Annotated in this window: 18 protein-coding genes; 8 read left to right on the top strand and 10 right to left on the bottom strand. The window is 59.0% G+C overall.

All coding sequences use genetic code 11. The annotated features are described in order from the left end of the window. Positions 1-132 precede the first annotated feature (132 nt). The 6 genes from ligK (at position 133) to HWX34_RS19235 (ending at position 5,291) form a co-directional block, all read left to right on the top strand. Positions 133-816, top strand: coding sequence for a 4-carboxy-4-hydroxy-2-oxoadipate aldolase/oxaloacetate decarboxylase (ligK, locus tag HWX34_RS19260; RefSeq protein WP_113023966.1), 684 nt, complete (start codon positions 133-135; stop codon positions 814-816). Between the two features lie 10 nt (positions 817-826). Then, positions 827-1,759, top strand: coding sequence for an amidohydrolase family protein (locus tag HWX34_RS19255; RefSeq protein ID WP_178973788.1), 933 nt, complete (start codon positions 827-829; stop codon positions 1,757-1,759). 9 nt (positions 1,760-1,768) lie between these two features. Next, entirely contained in the window at positions 1,769-2,212 is a 444-nt protein-coding gene (ligA, locus tag HWX34_RS19250) for a protocatechuate 4,5-dioxygenase subunit alpha (RefSeq protein WP_178973787.1), read from the top strand. Between the two features lies 1 nt (position 2,213). Then, on the top strand, positions 2,214-3,095 hold the full coding sequence (locus HWX34_RS19245) for a class III extradiol dioxygenase subunit beta (RefSeq protein ID WP_178973786.1): 882 nt from the start codon (positions 2,214-2,216) through the stop codon (positions 3,093-3,095). Positions 3,096-3,107: 12 nt separating this feature from the next. Then, entirely contained in the window at positions 3,108-4,055 is a 948-nt protein-coding gene (locus HWX34_RS19240; RefSeq protein ID WP_178973785.1) for a Gfo/Idh/MocA family oxidoreductase, read from the top strand. A gap of 237 nt (positions 4,056-4,292) precedes the next feature. Beyond that, positions 4,293-5,291, top strand: coding sequence for an aldo/keto reductase (locus HWX34_RS19235; RefSeq protein ID WP_178973784.1), 999 nt, complete (start codon positions 4,293-4,295; stop codon positions 5,289-5,291). A 286-nt stretch (positions 5,292-5,577) separates the two neighbouring features. On the opposite strand, the gene HWX34_RS19230 is transcribed toward HWX34_RS19235, so the two are convergent. Both HWX34_RS19230 and HWX34_RS19225 read right to left on the bottom strand, forming a co-directional pair. Next, the gene (locus HWX34_RS19230; RefSeq protein ID WP_178973783.1) at positions 5,578-6,420 is read right to left on the bottom strand and encodes a class III extradiol dioxygenase family protein; all 843 of its coding nucleotides are present in this window, start codon (positions 6,418-6,420) and stop codon (positions 5,578-5,580) included. Between the two features lie 2 nt (positions 6,421-6,422). Continuing rightward, complete coding sequence (locus tag HWX34_RS19225; RefSeq protein WP_178973782.1) at positions 6,423-6,773, bottom strand: protocatechuate 4,5-dioxygenase subunit alpha; 351 nt, start codon at positions 6,771-6,773, stop codon at positions 6,423-6,425. An 85-nt stretch (positions 6,774-6,858) separates the two neighbouring features. On the opposite strand from HWX34_RS19225, the gene HWX34_RS19220 reads away from it, so the two are divergent. Beyond that, complete coding sequence (locus HWX34_RS19220) at positions 6,859-7,776, top strand: LysR family transcriptional regulator (RefSeq protein ID WP_178973781.1); 918 nt, start codon at positions 6,859-6,861, stop codon at positions 7,774-7,776. Positions 7,777-7,911: 135 nt separating this feature from the next. Here HWX34_RS19220 and HWX34_RS19215 read toward each other — a convergent pair whose 3' ends face one another. The 3 genes from HWX34_RS19215 to HWX34_RS19205 all read right to left on the bottom strand — a co-directional run bounded on the left by HWX34_RS19215 (position 7,912) and on the right by HWX34_RS19205 (position 10,533). Further along, positions 7,912-8,775, bottom strand: coding sequence for a sugar phosphate isomerase/epimerase (locus tag HWX34_RS19215; RefSeq protein WP_178973780.1), 864 nt, complete (start codon positions 8,773-8,775; stop codon positions 7,912-7,914). Between the two features lies 1 nt (position 8,776). After that, positions 8,777-9,607 carry a 4-hydroxyphenylpyruvate dioxygenase family protein gene (locus tag HWX34_RS19210; RefSeq protein WP_178973779.1) on the bottom strand — a complete coding sequence of 277 codons (831 nt, stop codon included), beginning with the start codon at positions 9,605-9,607 and terminating at the stop codon, positions 8,777-8,779. Positions 9,608-9,669: 62 nt separating this feature from the next. Next, complete coding sequence (locus HWX34_RS19205; RefSeq protein ID WP_178973778.1) at positions 9,670-10,533, bottom strand: shikimate dehydrogenase; 864 nt, start codon at positions 10,531-10,533, stop codon at positions 9,670-9,672. 234 nt (positions 10,534-10,767) lie between these two features. On the opposite strand from HWX34_RS19205, the gene HWX34_RS19200 reads away from it, so the two are divergent. Further along, the gene (locus HWX34_RS19200; RefSeq protein ID WP_178973777.1) at positions 10,768-12,693 is read left to right on the top strand and encodes a bifunctional sugar phosphate isomerase/epimerase/4-hydroxyphenylpyruvate dioxygenase family protein; all 1,926 of its coding nucleotides are present in this window, start codon (positions 10,768-10,770) and stop codon (positions 12,691-12,693) included. Positions 12,694-12,945: 252 nt separating this feature from the next. Here the strand turns inward: HWX34_RS19200 and HWX34_RS19195 are convergent, their stop codons facing one another. From HWX34_RS19195 to HWX34_RS19175, 5 genes are all read right to left on the bottom strand, one after another. Continuing rightward, entirely contained in the window at positions 12,946-13,233 is a 288-nt protein-coding gene (locus tag HWX34_RS19195; protein ID WP_178973776.1) for a hypothetical protein, read from the bottom strand. Between the two features lie 167 nt (positions 13,234-13,400). After that, entirely contained in the window at positions 13,401-15,023 is a 1,623-nt protein-coding gene (locus HWX34_RS19190; RefSeq protein ID WP_255497566.1) for a DUF2235 domain-containing protein, read from the bottom strand. Next, positions 15,020-15,523: a DUF3304 domain-containing protein gene (locus HWX34_RS19185; protein ID WP_178973775.1), complete on the bottom strand. Its 504-nt coding sequence runs from the start codon at positions 15,521-15,523 to the stop codon at positions 15,020-15,022. Before HWX34_RS19185 ends, HWX34_RS19190 begins: the two co-directional genes overlap by 4 nt. 43 nt (positions 15,524-15,566) lie before the next feature. Further along, positions 15,567-15,866, bottom strand: coding sequence for a DUF3304 domain-containing protein (locus HWX34_RS21420; protein WP_255497564.1), 300 nt, complete (start codon positions 15,864-15,866; stop codon positions 15,567-15,569). 330 nt (positions 15,867-16,196) lie between these two features. Continuing rightward, positions 16,197-16,547, bottom strand: a complete 351-nt coding sequence (locus tag HWX34_RS19175; protein WP_178973774.1) for a hypothetical protein — start codon at positions 16,545-16,547, stop codon at positions 16,197-16,199. Positions 16,548-16,549 lie beyond the last annotated feature (2 nt).

Genomic DNA, 16,549 nt, shown 5'->3' with positions numbered 1-16,549 from the left:
GCTCAAGGCCAAAGGCCTGTAGTCATTGCGAACAAAAGCCCCGCGCTCACCCGGAGCTTTTGTGGAATTGACCGCATCTCACGTGCGCCATGCGCCACGCGATAGATAAAACAGAACAGGAAAGACAACACCATGTACGAACTCGGAGTCGTTTACCGCAACATCACCCGCGCCGACCGCGCCGCCGCCGACGCACTGGCCGCGCTGGGTTCCGCCACCGTGCACGAAGCCATGGGCCGCGTCGGCCTGCTCAAGCCCTATATGCGCCCCATCTTTGCCGGTAAACAAGTGTCCGGCACCGCCGTTACCGTGCTGCTGCAACCGGGCGACAACTGGATGCTGCACGTGGCGGCAGAACAGATTCAGCCTGGCGACATCGTGGTGGCAGGCGTCACCTCGGAATGCACCGACGGCTACTTTGGCGACCTGCTGGCCACCAGCTTCCAGGCCCGTGGTGCCCGCGCGCTGATCATCGACGCCGGAGTGCGCGACGTGAAAACCCTGCAAGAAATGGACTTCCCGGTGTGGAGCCGCGCCATCAGCAGCAAAGGCACCATCAAGGCCACGCTGGGCTCGGTGAATATTCCCGTTGTCTGCGCCGGCATGCTGGTGCATCCGGGTGATGTGATTGTGGCCGACGACGACGGCGTGGTGTGCGTCCCTGCCGCGCGTGCGGCAGAAACGCTGGCGGCGGCGCAAAAGCGCGAATCGTTCGAAGGCGAAAAACGCGCCAAGCTGGCTTCCGGCGTGCTGGGTCTGGACATGTACGCAATGCGCGAGCCGCTGGCCAAGGCCGGCCTGCGTTATATCGACTGAGGACGACATCATGACTAAACCCGTGAGTGGCGACTTCAGCAAAACCGCAGGCTGGCTGGACTGGTTTGACGGCCCGGCCAAACCGGCCTTCACCCTGCCTGCCGGTGCGGTGGATGCCCACTGTCACGTATTCGGCCCCGGCGCTGAATTCCCCTATGCGCCGGAGCGCAAATACACCCCGTGCGATGCCAGCAAGGCAGACCTGTTTGCCCTGCGCGACCATCTGGGTTTTGCCCGCAATGTGATTGTGCAGGCCACCTGCCACGGTGCCGACAACCGCGCCATGGTGGACGCCTGCCGCGCCAGTAACGGCAAGGCGCGTGGTGTGGCCACCGTCAAGCGCGCGGTGACCGATGAAGAACTGCAAAGCCTGCACGATGCCGGTGTGCGCGGCGTGCGTTTCAATTTCGTCAAGCGGCTGGTGGATTTCACCCCCAAGGACGAACTGATGGAGATTGCCAGCCGCATCGCCAAACTGGGCTGGCATATCGTGGTGTATTTCGAGGCGCAAGACCTGCCCGAGCTGTGGGACTTCTTCACCAACCTGCCCACCACCGTGGTGGTGGACCACATGGGCCGCCCGGATGTCAGCCTGCCGGTGGACGGGCCGCAGTTTGAATTGTTCGTGAAACTGATGCGCGAACATGACAATATCTGGTCCAAGGTCAGCTGCCCGGAACGCCTGAGCGTGACTGGCCCCAAGGCGCTGGATGGCGAGCGCCATGCCTACCACGACGTGATTCCGTTTGCCCGCAAACTGGTGGAAACCTTCCCCGACCGCGTGCTGTGGGGCACCGACTGGCCGCACCCCAATCTGAAAGACCATATGCCCGACGACGGCCTGCTGGTGGATTTCATCCCCCATATCGCGCCGACCGCCGAATTGCAGCAACAACTGCTGGTGAACAACCCCATGCGCCTGTACTGGCCGGAAGAATGTTGAGGAGCCTGCATGGCACTGGACAAACCGTATAAAGACGTGCCCGGCACCATCATTTTCGATGCCGAGCAAAGCCGCCTGGGCTACTGGCTGAACCAGTTTTGCACCAGCCTGATGAAGGCGGAAAACCGCGCCCGCTTTCTGGCCGATGAACGGGCGTATCTCGATGAATGGGCCATGACCGAAGAGCAGAAACAGGCGGTGATGGCGCGCGACCTCAACCGCTGCATGCGGCTGGGCGGCAATATCTACTTCCTGGCGCGCATTGGTGCCACCGATGGCAAGAGCTTCCAGCAGATGGCAGGCTCCATGACCGGCATGAGCGAAGAGGAATACCGCAACATGATGATGGCCGGTGGCCGTTCGGTAGAAGGCAACCGCTACATCGGGGAAGACGGCGACGCCCAGGCGCACCGCCAGCCGCAAGGCGCTGCTGGTAACAAGGAAAGCAACTGATATGGCACGCATCACCGCATCCGTTTATACCTCCCACGTGCCCGCCATCGGCGTGGCCATGGACCTGCACAAGACGCAGGAAGACTACTGGCAGCCGCTGTTTGCCGGTTATGACTTCTCCAAGCAATGGATGAAGGACAACAAGCCGGACGTGATTTTCCTGGTGTACAACGACCACGCCACCGCCTTCAGCCTGGACATGATTCCCACCTTTGCCATTGGCACCGCTGCCGAGTACAAACCGGCCGATGAAGGCTGGGGTGCACGTCCGGTGCCGGTGGTGAAGGGTCATCCTGAGCTGGCCAGCCATATTGCGCAAAGCGTGATCCAGCAGGACTTCGACCTCACTATCGTCAACAAGATGGATGTGGACCACGGCCTGACCGTGCCGCTGTCGCTGATGTGCGGCGAGCTGGACCCGGTGAAGGACGCCTGGCCCTGCCCGGTGATTCCGTTTGCCGTCAATGTGGTGCAATACCCGGTGCCCTCCGGCCAGCGCTGTTTTGCGCTGGGTCAGGCCATCCGCAAGGCGGTGGAAAGCTTTGACGAAGACATCAATGTGCACATCTGGGGCACCGGCGGCATGAGCCACCAGCTGCAGGGCGCACGCGCCGGGCTGATCAACCGCGAGTGGGACAACAACTGGCTGGATCTGATGATCAACGACCCGGTGGCCTGCGCCAAGGTGCCGCATATCGACTATGTGCGCGAAGCCGGTAGCGAAGGCATCGAACTGGTGATGTGGCTGATTGCCCGTGGCGCGATGGCGGACGTGAACGATGGCCAGCGCAGCGGCCCGCTGCCGCACGTGGCGCACCGCTTCTACCATGTCCCGGCTTCCAACACTGCCGTGGGTCACGCCATTCTGGAAAACAAAGAATAAGGAATCCCTGTCATGACAATCAAAGTAGCTTTGGCTGGCGCAGGTGCCTTCGGCATCAAGCATCTGGACGGCATCAAGAATATTGCCGATGTGGAAGTGGTATCGCTGATTGGCCGTGATCTGGCCAAAACCCGCGAAGTGGCAGACAAATACGGCGTGGCCCATGTCACCAATGACCTGAACGAAACCCTGGCCATCAAGGAAGTGGACGCCGTCATCCTGTGTACGCCCACCCAGATGCACGCTGGCCAGACCGCCGCCTGCCTGCAAGCTGGCAAGCACGTGCAGGTGGAAATTCCGCTGGCCGATACCCTGGCCGGTGCCGAAGCCGCTGCCGCGCTGCAACAGCAAACCGGCCTGGTGGCCATGTGTGGTCACACGCGCCGCTTCAACCCCAGCCACCAGTGGGTGCACAACAAGATTCAGGCCGGAGAGTTCAATATCCAGCAAATGGATGTGCAAACCTACTTCTTCCGCCGCACCAATATGAACGCGCTGGGCCAGCCGCGCAGCTGGACCGACCACCTGCTGTGGCACCATGCTGCCCACACCGTGGACCTGTTTGCCTACCAGGCCGGCAGCCCCATCGTGAAGGCCAACGCCATCCAGGGCCCGATCCACCCCACCCTGGGCATCGCCATGGACATGTCGATCCAGCTCAAGGCCGCCAACGGTGCCATTTGCACCCTCAGCCTGTCCTTCAATAATGACGGCCCTCTAGGCACTTTCTTCCGCTACATCGGCGACACCGGCACTTATATTGCCCGCTACGACGACCTGGTGAACGGTAAGGAAGAGAAGATCGACGTATCCAGGGTGGATGTGTCGATGAACGGCATCGAGCTGCAAGACCGCGAATTCTTTGCCGCCATCCGCGAAGGCCGCGAACCCAACTCCAGCCTGCGTCAGGTATTGCCGTGTTATCAGGTGTTGCATGCGCTGGAGCAGCAGCTGGTTTAGAGCCGCTAATAAAAAACCTGGTGCTGCGTTGCGCCTCCTTGCCGTACGTTGTGTACTGTCTGCGTCGGCGCGCCTTGCCCCAGGGACGCTTTGCTTTTTTTTAGCGGCTCTTGATAAGTTTCTTTTGAAAACCTTTTTGTAAGCGACCCTCCTGAACAAGGCAATCCGGTTCACCCGAACCGGCTGGCCTTGTCTTTTTCATGTAGGGGGGCGCAGAAACAGTGCAAGGACAGTTCCATGAAACAGCGACAGCTTGGCCCGTTTACCGTTTCTGCCATCGGCCTTGGCTGCATGAATCTCAGCCATGCTTACGGTGTGCCACCGTCTGCCGAGCGTGCCGGACAAGTGTTGCTGGCTGCGCTGGACGCGGGCGTCACCCTGTTTGATACCGCCGCCCTGTACGGATTCGGGGCCAATGAGGAGCTCCTGGGCAAGGTGCTGAAGCCCCATCGCCAGCAGATTGTGCTCACCAGCAAATGTGGCATGACCGGGGTGGAGGGCAAGCGGGTGATTGATGGCAGGCCGGAAACCCTGCGCCAGACTTGCGAGGACAGCCTGCGTCGTCTGCAAACCGATGTGATTGACCTGTATTACCTGCACCGCTGGGACCGACAAGTACCGATCGAGGATTCCGTTGGTGCGCTGGCTGATCTGGTGGCTGCGGGCAAAATCCGCAGCATTGGTCTGTCCGAGGTATCCGCCGCCACGCTGGCGCGCGCCCAGGCGGTGCACCCGATTGCCGCTGTGCAAAGCGAATACTCGTTGTGGACGCGTAACCCGGAAATCGCGCTGCTGGACGCCTGCCGCGAGCAACACGTGGCGCTGGTGGCCTTCAGCCCGCTGGGGCGTGGCTTCCTGGCTGGTGGCGTGCGCGACCCGGCCAGCTTTGCCGCCAACGACATCCGCCGCGCCATGCCGCGCTTCCAGGCCGAGCACTTCACCCGCAACCTGCGCCTGCTGGATGCGCTGCAAGGCCTGGCCACTGAAACCGGCTTCACCCTGGCGCAACTGGCCATGGCTTGGCTGCTGGCACAAAGCGAGCAGGTGATTGCGATTCCTGGCACCAGCAATGTCAGCCATTTGCAGGAAAACCTGTCGGCCGACACGGTGGAACTGAGCATGGAAGTGCTGACGCGGCTGGATACCATCGTCAATGAAAACACGGTGAGCGGTGCCCGTTACAACGCCGCTACCCAGCAGGAAATCGATACCGAGGAATTTGGCGTCTCTGCCTGAGCCATTGAGGGCAGGGCAGGAGACGACCGCACTATTGCTTCCATCTGGGGTTTGAACCCATGCCGACGGGGTGTTCCTGTCGGCCTTTTTTTGTCTGTAAAACGGTGCCCATCGCTGTCTCGCCTTCATCAACTTCTACAACTGCCAGGGCAAGTGCAAAAAAAGACCCGGCTCAGGGCCGGGTGTTCAGCGAAGGAGGAGAATTGCTGATAACAGTGTGTGGTTTTGCGTCCGGCAGCCAGTCAGGGATGACTGGCCGCCAGTGCTCGGGCCTCTGCTCAGTGACTCAGGCAAGGGGTTCCAGCAGCATCACACCGGCTGCGGTGTTGGAGATGGGCAGGTGATAGGTGTTTTGCAGCGCACGCACTTCGCCCTTGATGGTGGCGCGGGCGGCCAGCCACATCAGCAGCTCGATGCCTTGCGAGCCGGTATGTTCCACCAGCTGTTCCACCGTGTACTGGGTCGCCCACTTGGGGTTGTCCACCAGGCTTTGCATGAATTGCAGGTCGAAGGGTTTGTTGATGAAACCGGCGCGTTCGCCATCCAGCTGGTGCGACAGGCCGCCAGTGCCAATCACCACCACGCGGGCGTCGGAGTCCCAGGCGCTGATGGCTTCGCCAATGGCCTCGCCCAACTTGTAGCAACGGCTGGCCGACGGAATGGGGAACTGCACGGTGTTGATGCACACCGGAACCACCTTGATCGGGCAAGCACCTTCTTGCGGCCACAGCAGTTTCAGGGGCAGGGTGAAGGCGTGGTCCACCAGCATTTCCTGGCAGGAGGTGAGGTCGAATTCCTTGTTCACCAGCTGGTTGATCAGGTGCCAGGACAGCTCGGTCTCGCCGGTAAACGGCGGCAGGGTGGGAATGCCCCAGCCTTCGTCGGCATTGTGGTATTGCGGCGCGGCACCTACCGAGAAGGTGGGCATCTTGTCCAGGAAGAAATTCAGGCCATGGTCGTTGTACACCACCACGGCGACATCAGGTTTTACTTCGTCCAGCCAGCGGTGGATGGGCGGGAAAGCGTCAAAAAACGGCTTCCAGTACGGTTCGTTTTGCAGATTGCCCGCAATGGCGCGGCCAATAGCCGGAACGTGGGAGGTAACGATGCTGCCGACGATTTTTGCCATGATTATTGCCCCGCGTTCAGGAGTTTCTGTTTGAATTCGTCTTTGGACATACCGGTTTGCTGGGCACCGATGTCCTGCACGTCCAGGCCGAAGATGCCGGCAAACTTGGCCAGGTAGTACACATTGCCGCCAGCGGCAATCAGTTGCAGCACATTGCGGCTTTGCACCGCCGCCAGTTGTGCCGGGTTCAGGCCGAAGCGGGCGCAGTAAGCGGCTTCGTCGGCCTTGAAGGCGTCGCGGTTGGCCTTGTCGTTGAAGGAAAAGCACATCTTGTTGAGGGCATAACCCTTCTGCGCCTGAATGTCGTCAAACAGGGTGGTGCCCGGAATGGACACGCGTTGTTGCTCCGCCATCACTTTCTCCCTTGTTGGTATCGTGGTGTCAGCGAGTGTCCATTTTTATAATGTGGAAATAAATGCAGTAAACCGGATGGCATACATGAAAAATTTCGATCATTTGCAGCTGGACGGACGGCTGCTGCAATTGCTGCTGACCGTGATGGAAGAACGCTCGGTTACCCGTGCGGCAGAGCGGCTGGACATGACCCAGTCGGCAGTCAGTCATGCGCTGGACAAGCTGCGGCTGATTGTGGACGATCCGCTGTTTGTGAAGTCCGGTCGGGGTATCTCGCCCACGGTGCGGGCCGAGGCACTGGCCCAGCATGCGCGCAGCTTGCTGGAAGACATGCGCCGCTTTGTCAGCAGTGGCAGTTTTGACCCGAGCCGGCTCAGCCGCACCATCAGCATTGCCGCCAACGACTTGCAACGTGATTTGCTGTTGCCACGCCTGCTGGACGCCTTGCAGGCCGACGCACCGGGGGTGTCGCTGCGGGTGTTGCCATCGGGTATTCCCACGGTGGAAATGTTGCGCAGTGAGGAGTGCGACCTGGTGATTACCCCGCGCCCGCCCGATGGCAGTGACATCGTGCAAAAGCGGCTGTTTGCCGATCATTACCGGGTGTTTTACGACGCTGGCTGCCGTGCGGCACCGCTGGGGCTGGAAGACTATCTGGCAGCCGAGCATGTGACAGTGGGCTATACACCGCCGCGCATGCTGGATATTGATGATTTTCTGGCCGGGCAGGGGGTAAGGCGGCGTATTGCCGCCTGGCTGCCGGGCTTTGCCGGTATTGCGCCGTTTGTGCTGGGTTCGGCCCGGCTGACCACCTTGCCGGGCTTGCTGGCCAGTAACCTGCTGGCCGGGCTGGCCAGCTGTACGCCACCACTGACTTGCCCGGATATGCCGATGTATCTGGTATGGCACCAGCGCCATCGGCACGACCCGTTGCACATCTGGCTACGCCAGCGGCTGGAGCAGGTGACGCAGCAGGCGCTGGCGGCCCAGCTGCCGGGCTGATACTTCTTTCTGGAATGACTCAGAGCGCTTGACAAAATAGCGCAGCGTCCGTGTGGCAAGGCGCGCCGACGCCGACCGTACATAAAAGCAGGGCAAGGAGGCGCAATGCAGCAGCAGGGGTTTTGTTAGCGGGTCTTAGCAGCCGCTGTCCTGCAGGCGCTGACTGACGGTACGGCACAGCCAGTCCACCGAACGGGCGGCGCGGCTGGCCACGCTGCGCGCGTCCTGGGTCAGGAATTCGTCATTGGCCACTTCAAAGGCGTAATTGCCCTGATAGCCCGCCATTTCCAGCCGCACCAGCATGTCCACTGCCGCCATGCTGTGCACGCCTTCGCCGGGGAAAGAGCGCTGATGGCGCGAGATATGCACCATTTCTTCCAGTAGCGGCAGGTAGTCGCTCATGGCATCGGACAATTGCACCAGAAACAGCTTGTGCATGGGAATGCGGTACAGGTCGTCCAGCGGAATGCCACGGGCAAACAGGTGGAAGCTGTCCAGCACCAGCCCCACGTTCTGCCGGTTCACCATTTCCACGACCTGCCATGCCGCGTGGTAGTCGTGTACATAGCGGCCCCAGGCCAGCGGCTCGAAGCCGATGCGGATGCCCAGCGGCGTGGCCAGCGTGGACAGCAGGCGCAGGTGGGCGGCGGTGGTTTCCAGGTCGCCCACCGCATTGGGCGAGGTGGTGGCCGATACCACCAGCAGCTCGGCACCCACCTGCTGCATCATGCGCATCATGGTTTTGGCCAGGTCTATCTTGTATTCCAGAAAGCGGCCGCTCATGCCTTCGAAGTCGCGCAGCGCCTCGAAGCCTATCACCTTCATGCCGCTATGACGCACGGTGCGCACCGTTTGCGCCAGGCCGCCTTCCTGTTCGTTCATCAGGTCCTGTGCCCACAGGGTGAGGCGGGAGAAGCCGGCGGCGGACATGGCTTGCAGTTTGTCCTGCAGGCTGCCCTGCAAGGGGGCGGTATCAATGGCAAAACGGCTGGCATCCATATCAATTCCCCTTGTCGTTGCCGATGGCAAAGTGCAGCAGCGCGGCATTGTCCAGCGCGTGGGCAATGTCCTGGCCTGCTGCGCTGCTGGTGGTGTGCAGACCATTTGCGTGCAGGGTGTGCAGGCTGGCGGTGATATCCGGGCTGGCCAGGGTGACGCCGGTCATGCCCTCGCTGATGCCATTGCCCAGCGTGGCCGCTTGCAGGCAAAGGCGGATCTTGCCGCATGGACTTAGCAGCAGAGGGCTGTCACCGGTACCGCTGGTGCTGAAATCAAACAGATGCTGGTAAAAATCCTGCCAGTCGCCAATGCGCTCGAGCGGGACGCTTTGGGTCAGCAGACTGATGTGGCTGAGTCCGGCGTCGGTTGCGCTGTTGTCAGCGGCCAGTGGCAGGAAATCGACATCGTAGATGGAGTGTTCGCCATAGCGGTCCACCAGATAAAGCAGCGAACCGCCCACACCCTGAAAGGCCGGGATGTGCAGTTCCATCACCCCGGTGCCCATGTCCACCTCCCATGCGCCAAGTTCGCGCGCGCGCAGTGTGGCCGCACGTGCGTCCTTCACCCGCAGTGCAATGGCGCAGATGCTGTGGCCGCGCAGCTGGGCATAGTGCTGGGCAAAGCTGTCCGGCTCGGCATTGACGATGAAGTTGATGTCGCCCTGCCGGTACAGCAGCACTTGTTTGGAACGGTGCCGGGCGGTACAGCGAAAGCCCATGGCCAGTAACAGCTGGCCCAGGGAATCGGGGTCGGTGGTGGCGAATTCCACGAATTCGATGCCGTCCGTACCCATGGGATTGGGCAGCGGGCTAAAGGGAAGGGTGTCGGACATGGGGAACCTGTCTGGTAAGGGCTGCGGGTTCAACAAGAGCTTGCCGGTTCAATCTGTCTGCTTCAGTCGGTGAGGCTGGCAAAATGCCGGGCCATGCGCTGGGCATCCGGGTTCAGGCCGCTGAACAGGCGAAATGCGCCTGCCGCCTGATACACCACCATGCCACCGCCATTCATGGTAGCGCAGCCCAGCGCATTTGCGGCCTTGAGCAGCGCGGTTTCACGCGGGAAATAAATCACATCGGCCACCCACAGTGCCGGGTGCAGCCATTCTACCGGTAGCGGCAGGCCGGGGTGACCTTGCATGCCGATGGGTGTGGCCTGAATCAGGCCGTCTGCCGCCGCCAGTGCGGTGGCCACGTCGGTGGTCAGCACCACCCGATTGTCACCAAAGCGCTGGTTCAGCCGGGCGGCCAGTGCGCTGGCGCGAGCCGGGTCGGCATCGTGCAGGGTAAGGCTTTGCGCACCCAGGGTGAGGATGGCGTGTGCCACCGCAGCGCCGGCACCGCCAGCACCCAGTTGCACCACCTTGGCCAGCGCGGCGTCTGGCCATTGCTGCTGGAAAGACTGGGCAAAGCCCCACCAGTCGGTGTTGTGGCCGATGCGCTTGCCCTCGCGAAACTGCACGGTGTTTACCGCGCCGATGGCGGCGGCATCGTCCGACAGGCTGTCCAGACAGTTCAGTACCGTTTGCTTGAACGGGTGGGTGATGTTGCAGCCGGCATAGCCCACGGTCTGCATGGCGGTCAGCAAGGCATCCAGCTGTGCTGGCGTGCTGTCCAGTGGCAGGTCGTGTAATTGATACAGACAGCGCAAGCCCAGCTGACGGGCTTCTTCTTCATGCAGTTGCGGTGAGCGCGAGCCCTGGATGCTCTGGCCGATGAGGCCCAGCAGCAGGGTATTGGCAGGCGTGGTGGAGGCGGACATAAGTTGTACTTTTTGTTTGTGTGCCGTGGCTGGCGGCATGCATCCCGCACGCTGCGCAGGCTGTGAGCGGGATGGCGGGAATAGGGAAACGCACTGGTGCAGTGAAAATTTTCACGCTAAGATTGAAATGTACCTGTTGGTACGAAATAAGTAAACCGGCAGCATCGCCAGCCACAGGCTCAGCCCCAGAGCGGTGCGCCGCCAGCGCCAGTTTCCCCATTGAGGATGACCACCATGCAACACTGTATTGCCACCGTTTCTCTGAGCGGAACCCTACCCGAGAAACTGGAGGCGATTGCCGCTGCCGGCTTTCAGGGCGTAGAAATCTTTGAAAACGACCTGCTGTACTTCGACGGCTCGCCGCGTGACGTGCGCCGCCTGTGTCAGGACCTGGGCTTGCAGATCATGCTGTTTCAGCCCTTCCGCGACTTTGAAGGCTGCCGCCGCGAGCGCCTGCAACACAATCTGGAACGCGCCGAACGCAAGTTCGAGCTGATGCACGAACTGGGGACCGACCGCATCCTGGTGTGCAGCAATGTGCAGCCGGACGTGATTCGCGACAATGCGGTGCTTGCCGACGACCTGCATCAGCTGGCCGAGCTGGCGGCAAAACATGAAGTGCTGGTGGGTTACGAGGCACTGGCCTGGGGCCAGCATGTGAACTCTTACCGTCAGGTGTGGGACATCGTCAACACCGTGGACCACCCCAATCTGGGCGTGATTCTGGACAGCTTCCACACCCTGTCGATCAAGGACGACCTGTCACGCTTGCCGGAGATTCCGGGCGACAAGATCGTGTTCCTGCAACTGGCTGATGCGCCCATCCTCAATATGGACGTGCTGGAGTGGAGCCGCCATTTCCGCTGCTTCCCCGGGCAGGGCGAATTTGACCTGCCGGCTTTCCTTGGCCCCATCCTGCAAAGTGGTTATCAGGGGCCGCTGAGTCTGGAAATCTTCAACGACGGTTTCCGTGCCGCGCCCACTGGCGGCACCGCTGCCGATGGCCGCCGTGGCCTGCTGTATCTGGAAGAAACTACCCGTGCCCAGCTGGCCGCCAGTTGCGAAGCCGGCGCCGCCGCCGTATTGCCGCAGCTGTTTGTGCCTGCGCCGCAGCCACAGTACAGCGGTGTGGAGTTTCTGGAGTTTGCCGTGGACGAGGCAGCCGCCAGCCGGCTGGCGCGCTGGTTCGACAAACTGGGCTTTGCCCACGCCGGTCAGCACAAGTCCAAGAGCGTCAATCTCTACCGTCAGGGTGACATCAACCTGATTCTCAATTCCGAGCCGGATTCCTTCGCCAACGCCTTCTTCGTGGCGCATGGCCCGTCCTTGTGTGCGTCGGCTTTCCGGGTGAATGACAGTGCCCAGGCCGTGCAGCGTGCCAAGCAGTATCGTGCCCGTTCTTTCGAGAGCCGCGTCGGCCCCAATGAACGCCAAATCCCGGCCGTGCGTGCGCCGGATGGCAGCCTGCAATATCTGGTAGACCCAGGTACGGATGGCAGCAGCATTTACCAGTCCGACTTCGACATGCTGCCGGATGCCGACGCCAAACCCGGCCTGCTCACCAATATCGACCACTTTGCCCTGGGCCTGCCCGCCGAAACCATGGACGCCTGGATGCTGTTTTTCCGCGCCGTCTATGGCTTCAAGGCCGAGAACGAACATGTGCTGCCAGACCCGTACGGACTGGTGAAAAGCCGGGTGCTGCACAGCCCGGATGGCAGTATCCGCATTCCGCTCAATATCTCGGAAAACCGCAATACCGCCATCGCCCGCTCGGTGTCCACCTACCGTGGTTCCGGCGTGCAGCACATTGCCTTTGCCACCGACGACATCTTTGCCGCCGTGGCCGCGGCGCGGGACAGCGGCGTGCCCTTGCTGGAAATTCCGCGCAATTATTACGACGACCTGGCGGCACGCTTCGATCTGCCGGATGAATTTGTCGCCAGCCTGGCTGCGGCCAACATCCTGTACGACCGCGATGCCCACGGCGGTGAGATGCTGCATGTGTACACCGCCCAGTTTGAAGACCGCTTCTTCTTTGAACTGCTGCAACGCCGTGCCGGTTATCAGCAATATGGCGCTGCCAATGTGGCGGTGCGTCTGGCCGCTCAGGCCCAGTCGCGTGCCCGGCAACAGGCGCGCAGCAACTGGTATGACTAGGCGCCGTTAACAAAAAGCTGCTGCTGCGTTGCGCCTTGCCCAGGGCCGCTGCGCCAGTTTGTCCGCCCGGCTAAGAAAGTGTGCGCCGCAAGCTATGTCAACAGAAAGGGACACCAGATGGTGTCCCTTAGTCATGGCCAGCGGTTTGCATCAAGGACCACAGGGCCTTTGTCGCCCTGTGGAGCGCCAGGCCCGGCCCGCCTTGTTTTCCACCACCAGGCAGGCACGGTCATGGATGATACCCAGGCGTGATCAGGCCTGCGCCGTTTCTGCCTGGCTAGGGTCTTGCTGCCTCCTGCGTGTCAGCAGCACCGAGTCGGCACCGGCATACACTTTGCGGTAGCGCAGGTAGCCGGCACCAATCAGGAATGGCTCCTGCCCTGGGGTGACTGTCTGTGGAACCTGAGTGCCATGGGAGTCCTCGTACAATTTCACCCAGCCTTCTTCCTCCTCGGTCAGTCTGCCATTGGCTTTTTTCTTTTCGCTCAGCTCTTTCAGGCCCGCCAGAATCTCCCGTAGCGACGGGCCGTCACCGTTCACCCAGCCGTTTGAAGCAATGCATCCGATAGCGTTTTGAAGCAGGCTTGGTCAGGCCGCTGTCTTACCAAGCCGCTGGACGGGCGGATTTGTGCAATAACGCCGTGACAGACAAAAAACGGCTTCTTCTATTTAGCGAGCCTTAAAGATAACAAGCAAAAGAGAAGCAATCACTCATCTCCCTTATACAGGGTGCGGAACTTGAATAGGCCAATGCCGTTCAAGCTAGTTTCATCGACTTTGTCTCCAATGAAGCCGGCCATCGAGTCATGAATATAACTTTCAAGAAAGTGCTCAATGGCAGGTGTTAACCGTCGCAAATCCATACTGGCGGCGATGTTTACCGGGTCTGTCTCTGGTAATACGGTTGGGCTGAGAACCCTGCTGTACTGTGTTTGTCTGTGCTTTATTTTTACTGCTTCGCGCATCGGATCAAAATCTGCTGCCATCGGATTGCCGGCATGCAGCTTACTCAAACCAGAGATGATTCCTTGCTGGGTTTGCTGTAAGTACTCCTGATGCTTACTGTTGGCAGTACGGTATGGCGCACGCTGGGTAAACTCGCGCCGGTATTTGAAACGATGGCTCAGGTATAGCGCCATATGTTGTTGGTGCATTTTTTCGGCTGAAGCGGCGGCCACCTTGGCATCGCGCAGATAAGCGTTGAAGTCGTTGATGACCTGCGGGGTGGGTGTCAGCAATTTCTGGACTTGATCGGTGAGTTGGTTCATGGCCAGCAGCGGTACGCCGGCCTTCAGTGCCTCTTCATACATGCGACGGCAGGGAATCACGCACATCTGGCTGTTTTGTGCAGGCATGATGCCCAAGTCACCGCTGGCATAGCCTCCACCTACATCGGAATGCGAACCTGGGTACATCACTTCCACCGCATTGCCAGGATAACTATTGCCGCGACGTACAGTATCCAATGGGAAGCAGGCGCGCACCTCGTGCCCGGCAATATAGTGGACACATTGCTCGACTGCCGGGTGTATGGCCAGGTTGCCATCAGCCCATGCCATATGTCCGGTAGCAGGCAGGTTGTCTGGAAACAGCTGGGCGATGCCGACGGATGCTACCGTATCAAAAATCCCCAGGAATTGGGTGCGCAGCGGTATGCCAGCAAAGTGCCAGCCGCCATTTTCCTGCTGGCAGAGCCGGTACAGCCAATTTACAAAGGCACGCGCTTCAGTAGCACCACGCGAAAAACCAAATACTGATAGGTTTATTTGCGTTACCTCGGGTTTGCGGTCCTTCAACGCAGCCTGCAATCGCCGTTGCCAATTAGTAAACAAGGCCCAGCGCATTGCGCCGCCCGTTACTCCACTAGCCATTTCCGTGATGGACTTGGCTAATCCATCTGCAATCAAAAAACTCTTGTTGACATACTGATGTGGGGCATTCACCAGCCGTGTCAATGCCCACAGAATACGGGCCTCTCCTCCCGCGCCAGCACCGCCACCAAGCATGCCGCCCTTGTCGCCAATTTCCGGGAATGGTGTGCCTACACCAGGCATATAGAAAGCGAAATAGCCGTCATCTGGTTTGTCTCGCGCCGCCATAAATAAACGGGCGATATTACTGGGCTTCTGCTGGCCCGGCTTGGCCTGGTAGTAGTCCAGATTGAGATTATTACCGGTACCATCGAAGAACAGCATCACATGGATCTGGCCTTGGCACTTGGCACTGTTCTTACCACTGACGCAGGCCAACGCTTGTGCCCGTTGTAATTGTTCCCGCGCGGTGAGGGCGCGCTGCCCGCTTGGATAGGGTGCTGGATTTTGGGTACTCATTGCGTGGCTTTCTGCGTCTCGCGGGGATAGGCGGGGCGATAGTCCGGATGATAAGGCAGAATATCGCTCAATTTGACCAGCACCTGATCGTTGGGCAGGAAGTGAATATCAACATGTTGCATTTGTTTGGCCTGATATTCCGGAATGGTTACAGTGCGCGTTTTCCAGCTGCCTTCAATAAATACCTTGTCGCCATTTTGCATGACGACATTACCACTGGTATCGCGCTGGAAATGTCCACCTTGCAGCCAGCCAATCTTGACTGTTAATCCCGGCCGCCATTTTCCTGGTACGATGACACAGCAAACTTCTTTGCCTCCACCACCCATCGCAGGGACATTCAGCACACCGCCTTGATCGTTAATGGTGATTGAGTCGATTGGCTTTGTGGTGTGATTGACCGCCAGATAACTCAGACTGGTTTTTTCTTCTTCGCAGCCTGCCAGGAATGGCAGACTCAGCAGTAATAATGCGGAGATTCGCTTGCGCAATATGCTCATTGAAAACCTCTCTGCTTCAGGTGGATATGTAGGTGATGCGTACTCATTGAGAAGTCTTCTGCGTCGCGCGGGGATAGGCCGGTCGGTAGTCCGGGTGCTCAGGGAAAATATCGCTCAATTTGACCAGCACCTGATCGTTGGGCAGGAAGTGAATATCAACATGTTGCATTTCTTTGGCCTGATATTCCGGAATGGTTACAGTGCGAGTTTTCCGTGGCGCTGCTACATATACTTTTATGCCATCCCGAATAATGGGCTGGCCATTTTTATCACGCAGCCAGTCACCATCGTTTTCCCAACCGATTGTCACGGTTAATCCCGGTCGCCATTGGCTGGGGATCATAACGCAACAGACCTCTTTTCCCCCTCCGCCCATGGCGGGAGCGTTAAGAATCCCCCCCCTTGGCCATTGATGGTGATGGAGAGTACCGATTTATCGGTGTGATTGACCGCCAGATAACTCAAACTGGTTTTTTCTTCTTCGCAGCCTGCCAGTAATTGGCAGCTCAGTATCAGTATTAAAGAAATCAATCTTTGAAATACTGCCATGGAGGCCTTAATAAGGTGCTTATGAGGGTAATAAATGGATTATCGTCATTGAGCGCACTGATTTCACCTTCTCATTAACCAATTATTGAAAAGCCTTTTGCGGCATTTTTTCTGACAGCGTTTTCTATGCTGGTGGGTATGTTTTCCAAAGAAAGACAAGATAGATGCCGCCATAGGTCAATAACACTATTATTAATGATATTGCTTTTATACTTGTTTTTTGTGCTCCATTAATTACCCAGCTGGATAGCGGCAGCAGTGTCATTATTAAAAGTGGAGATGTTAAAATGAGAAAGAAAATGTGGTTTAATGCCGACCAGTCTCCCTCTGTTGTTGGGCCTGGTGTTCTTGTGTATTCAAAATAGGTGATGCCGATAAAGAATATCCAGATAATGGAAATAATTATCAGTGCGCTGGTCAGTAATAGCAGTTGGATAGTTTTCTCTACTACTGAGGCATTCTTTGCATGTGTCATGG

Source organism: Aquitalea sp. LB_tupeE (assembly GCF_013391415.1).
In the GTDB taxonomy this organism is placed as follows: domain Bacteria; phylum Pseudomonadota; class Gammaproteobacteria; order Burkholderiales; family Chromobacteriaceae; genus Aquitalea.
Note: the sequence above shows the minus strand (reverse complement) of the source record. Positions and strands in the feature narration are given on the sequence as shown.

What these genes read in the sequence shown, in the direction of transcription:
- ligK (WP_113023966.1), top strand. Translation starts at nt 133, where the DNA reads ATGTACGAACTCGGAGTCGTTTACCGCAACATCACCCGCGCCGACCGC.
- HWX34_RS19255 (WP_178973788.1), top strand. Translation starts at nt 827, where the DNA reads ATGACTAAACCCGTGAGTGGCGACTTCAGCAAAACCGCAGGCTGGCTG.
- ligA (WP_178973787.1), top strand. Translation starts at nt 1,769, where the DNA reads ATGGCACTGGACAAACCGTATAAAGACGTGCCCGGCACCATCATTTTC.
- HWX34_RS19245 (WP_178973786.1), top strand. Translation starts at nt 2,214, where the DNA reads ATGGCACGCATCACCGCATCCGTTTATACCTCCCACGTGCCCGCCATC.
- HWX34_RS19240 (WP_178973785.1), top strand. Translation starts at nt 3,108, where the DNA reads ATGACAATCAAAGTAGCTTTGGCTGGCGCAGGTGCCTTCGGCATCAAG.
- HWX34_RS19235 (WP_178973784.1), top strand. Translation starts at nt 4,293, where the DNA reads ATGAAACAGCGACAGCTTGGCCCGTTTACCGTTTCTGCCATCGGCCTT.
- HWX34_RS19230 (WP_178973783.1), bottom strand. Translation starts at nt 6,420, where the DNA reads ATGGCAAAAATCGTCGGCAGCATCGTTACCTCCCACGTTCCGGCTATT.
- HWX34_RS19225 (WP_178973782.1), bottom strand. Translation starts at nt 6,773, where the DNA reads ATGGCGGAGCAACAACGCGTGTCCATTCCGGGCACCACCCTGTTTGAC.
- HWX34_RS19220 (WP_178973781.1), top strand. Translation starts at nt 6,859, where the DNA reads ATGAAAAATTTCGATCATTTGCAGCTGGACGGACGGCTGCTGCAATTG.
- HWX34_RS19215 (WP_178973780.1), bottom strand. Translation starts at nt 8,775, where the DNA reads ATGGATGCCAGCCGTTTTGCCATTGATACCGCCCCCTTGCAGGGCAGC.
- HWX34_RS19210 (WP_178973779.1), bottom strand. Translation starts at nt 9,607, where the DNA reads ATGTCCGACACCCTTCCCTTTAGCCCGCTGCCCAATCCCATGGGTACG.
- HWX34_RS19205 (WP_178973778.1), bottom strand. Translation starts at nt 10,533, where the DNA reads ATGTCCGCCTCCACCACGCCTGCCAATACCCTGCTGCTGGGCCTCATC.
- HWX34_RS19200 (WP_178973777.1), top strand. Translation starts at nt 10,768, where the DNA reads ATGCAACACTGTATTGCCACCGTTTCTCTGAGCGGAACCCTACCCGAG.
- HWX34_RS19190 (WP_255497566.1), bottom strand. Translation starts at nt 15,023, where the DNA reads ATGAGTACCCAAAATCCAGCACCCTATCCAAGCGGGCAGCGCGCCCTC.
- HWX34_RS19185 (WP_178973775.1), bottom strand. Translation starts at nt 15,523, where the DNA reads ATGAGCATATTGCGCAAGCGAATCTCCGCATTATTACTGCTGAGTCTG.
- HWX34_RS21420 (WP_255497564.1), bottom strand. Translation starts at nt 15,866, where the DNA reads ATGATCCCCAGCCAATGGCGACCGGGATTAACCGTGACAATCGGTTGG.
- HWX34_RS19175 (WP_178973774.1), bottom strand. Translation starts at nt 16,547, where the DNA reads ATGACACATGCAAAGAATGCCTCAGTAGTAGAGAAAACTATCCAACTG.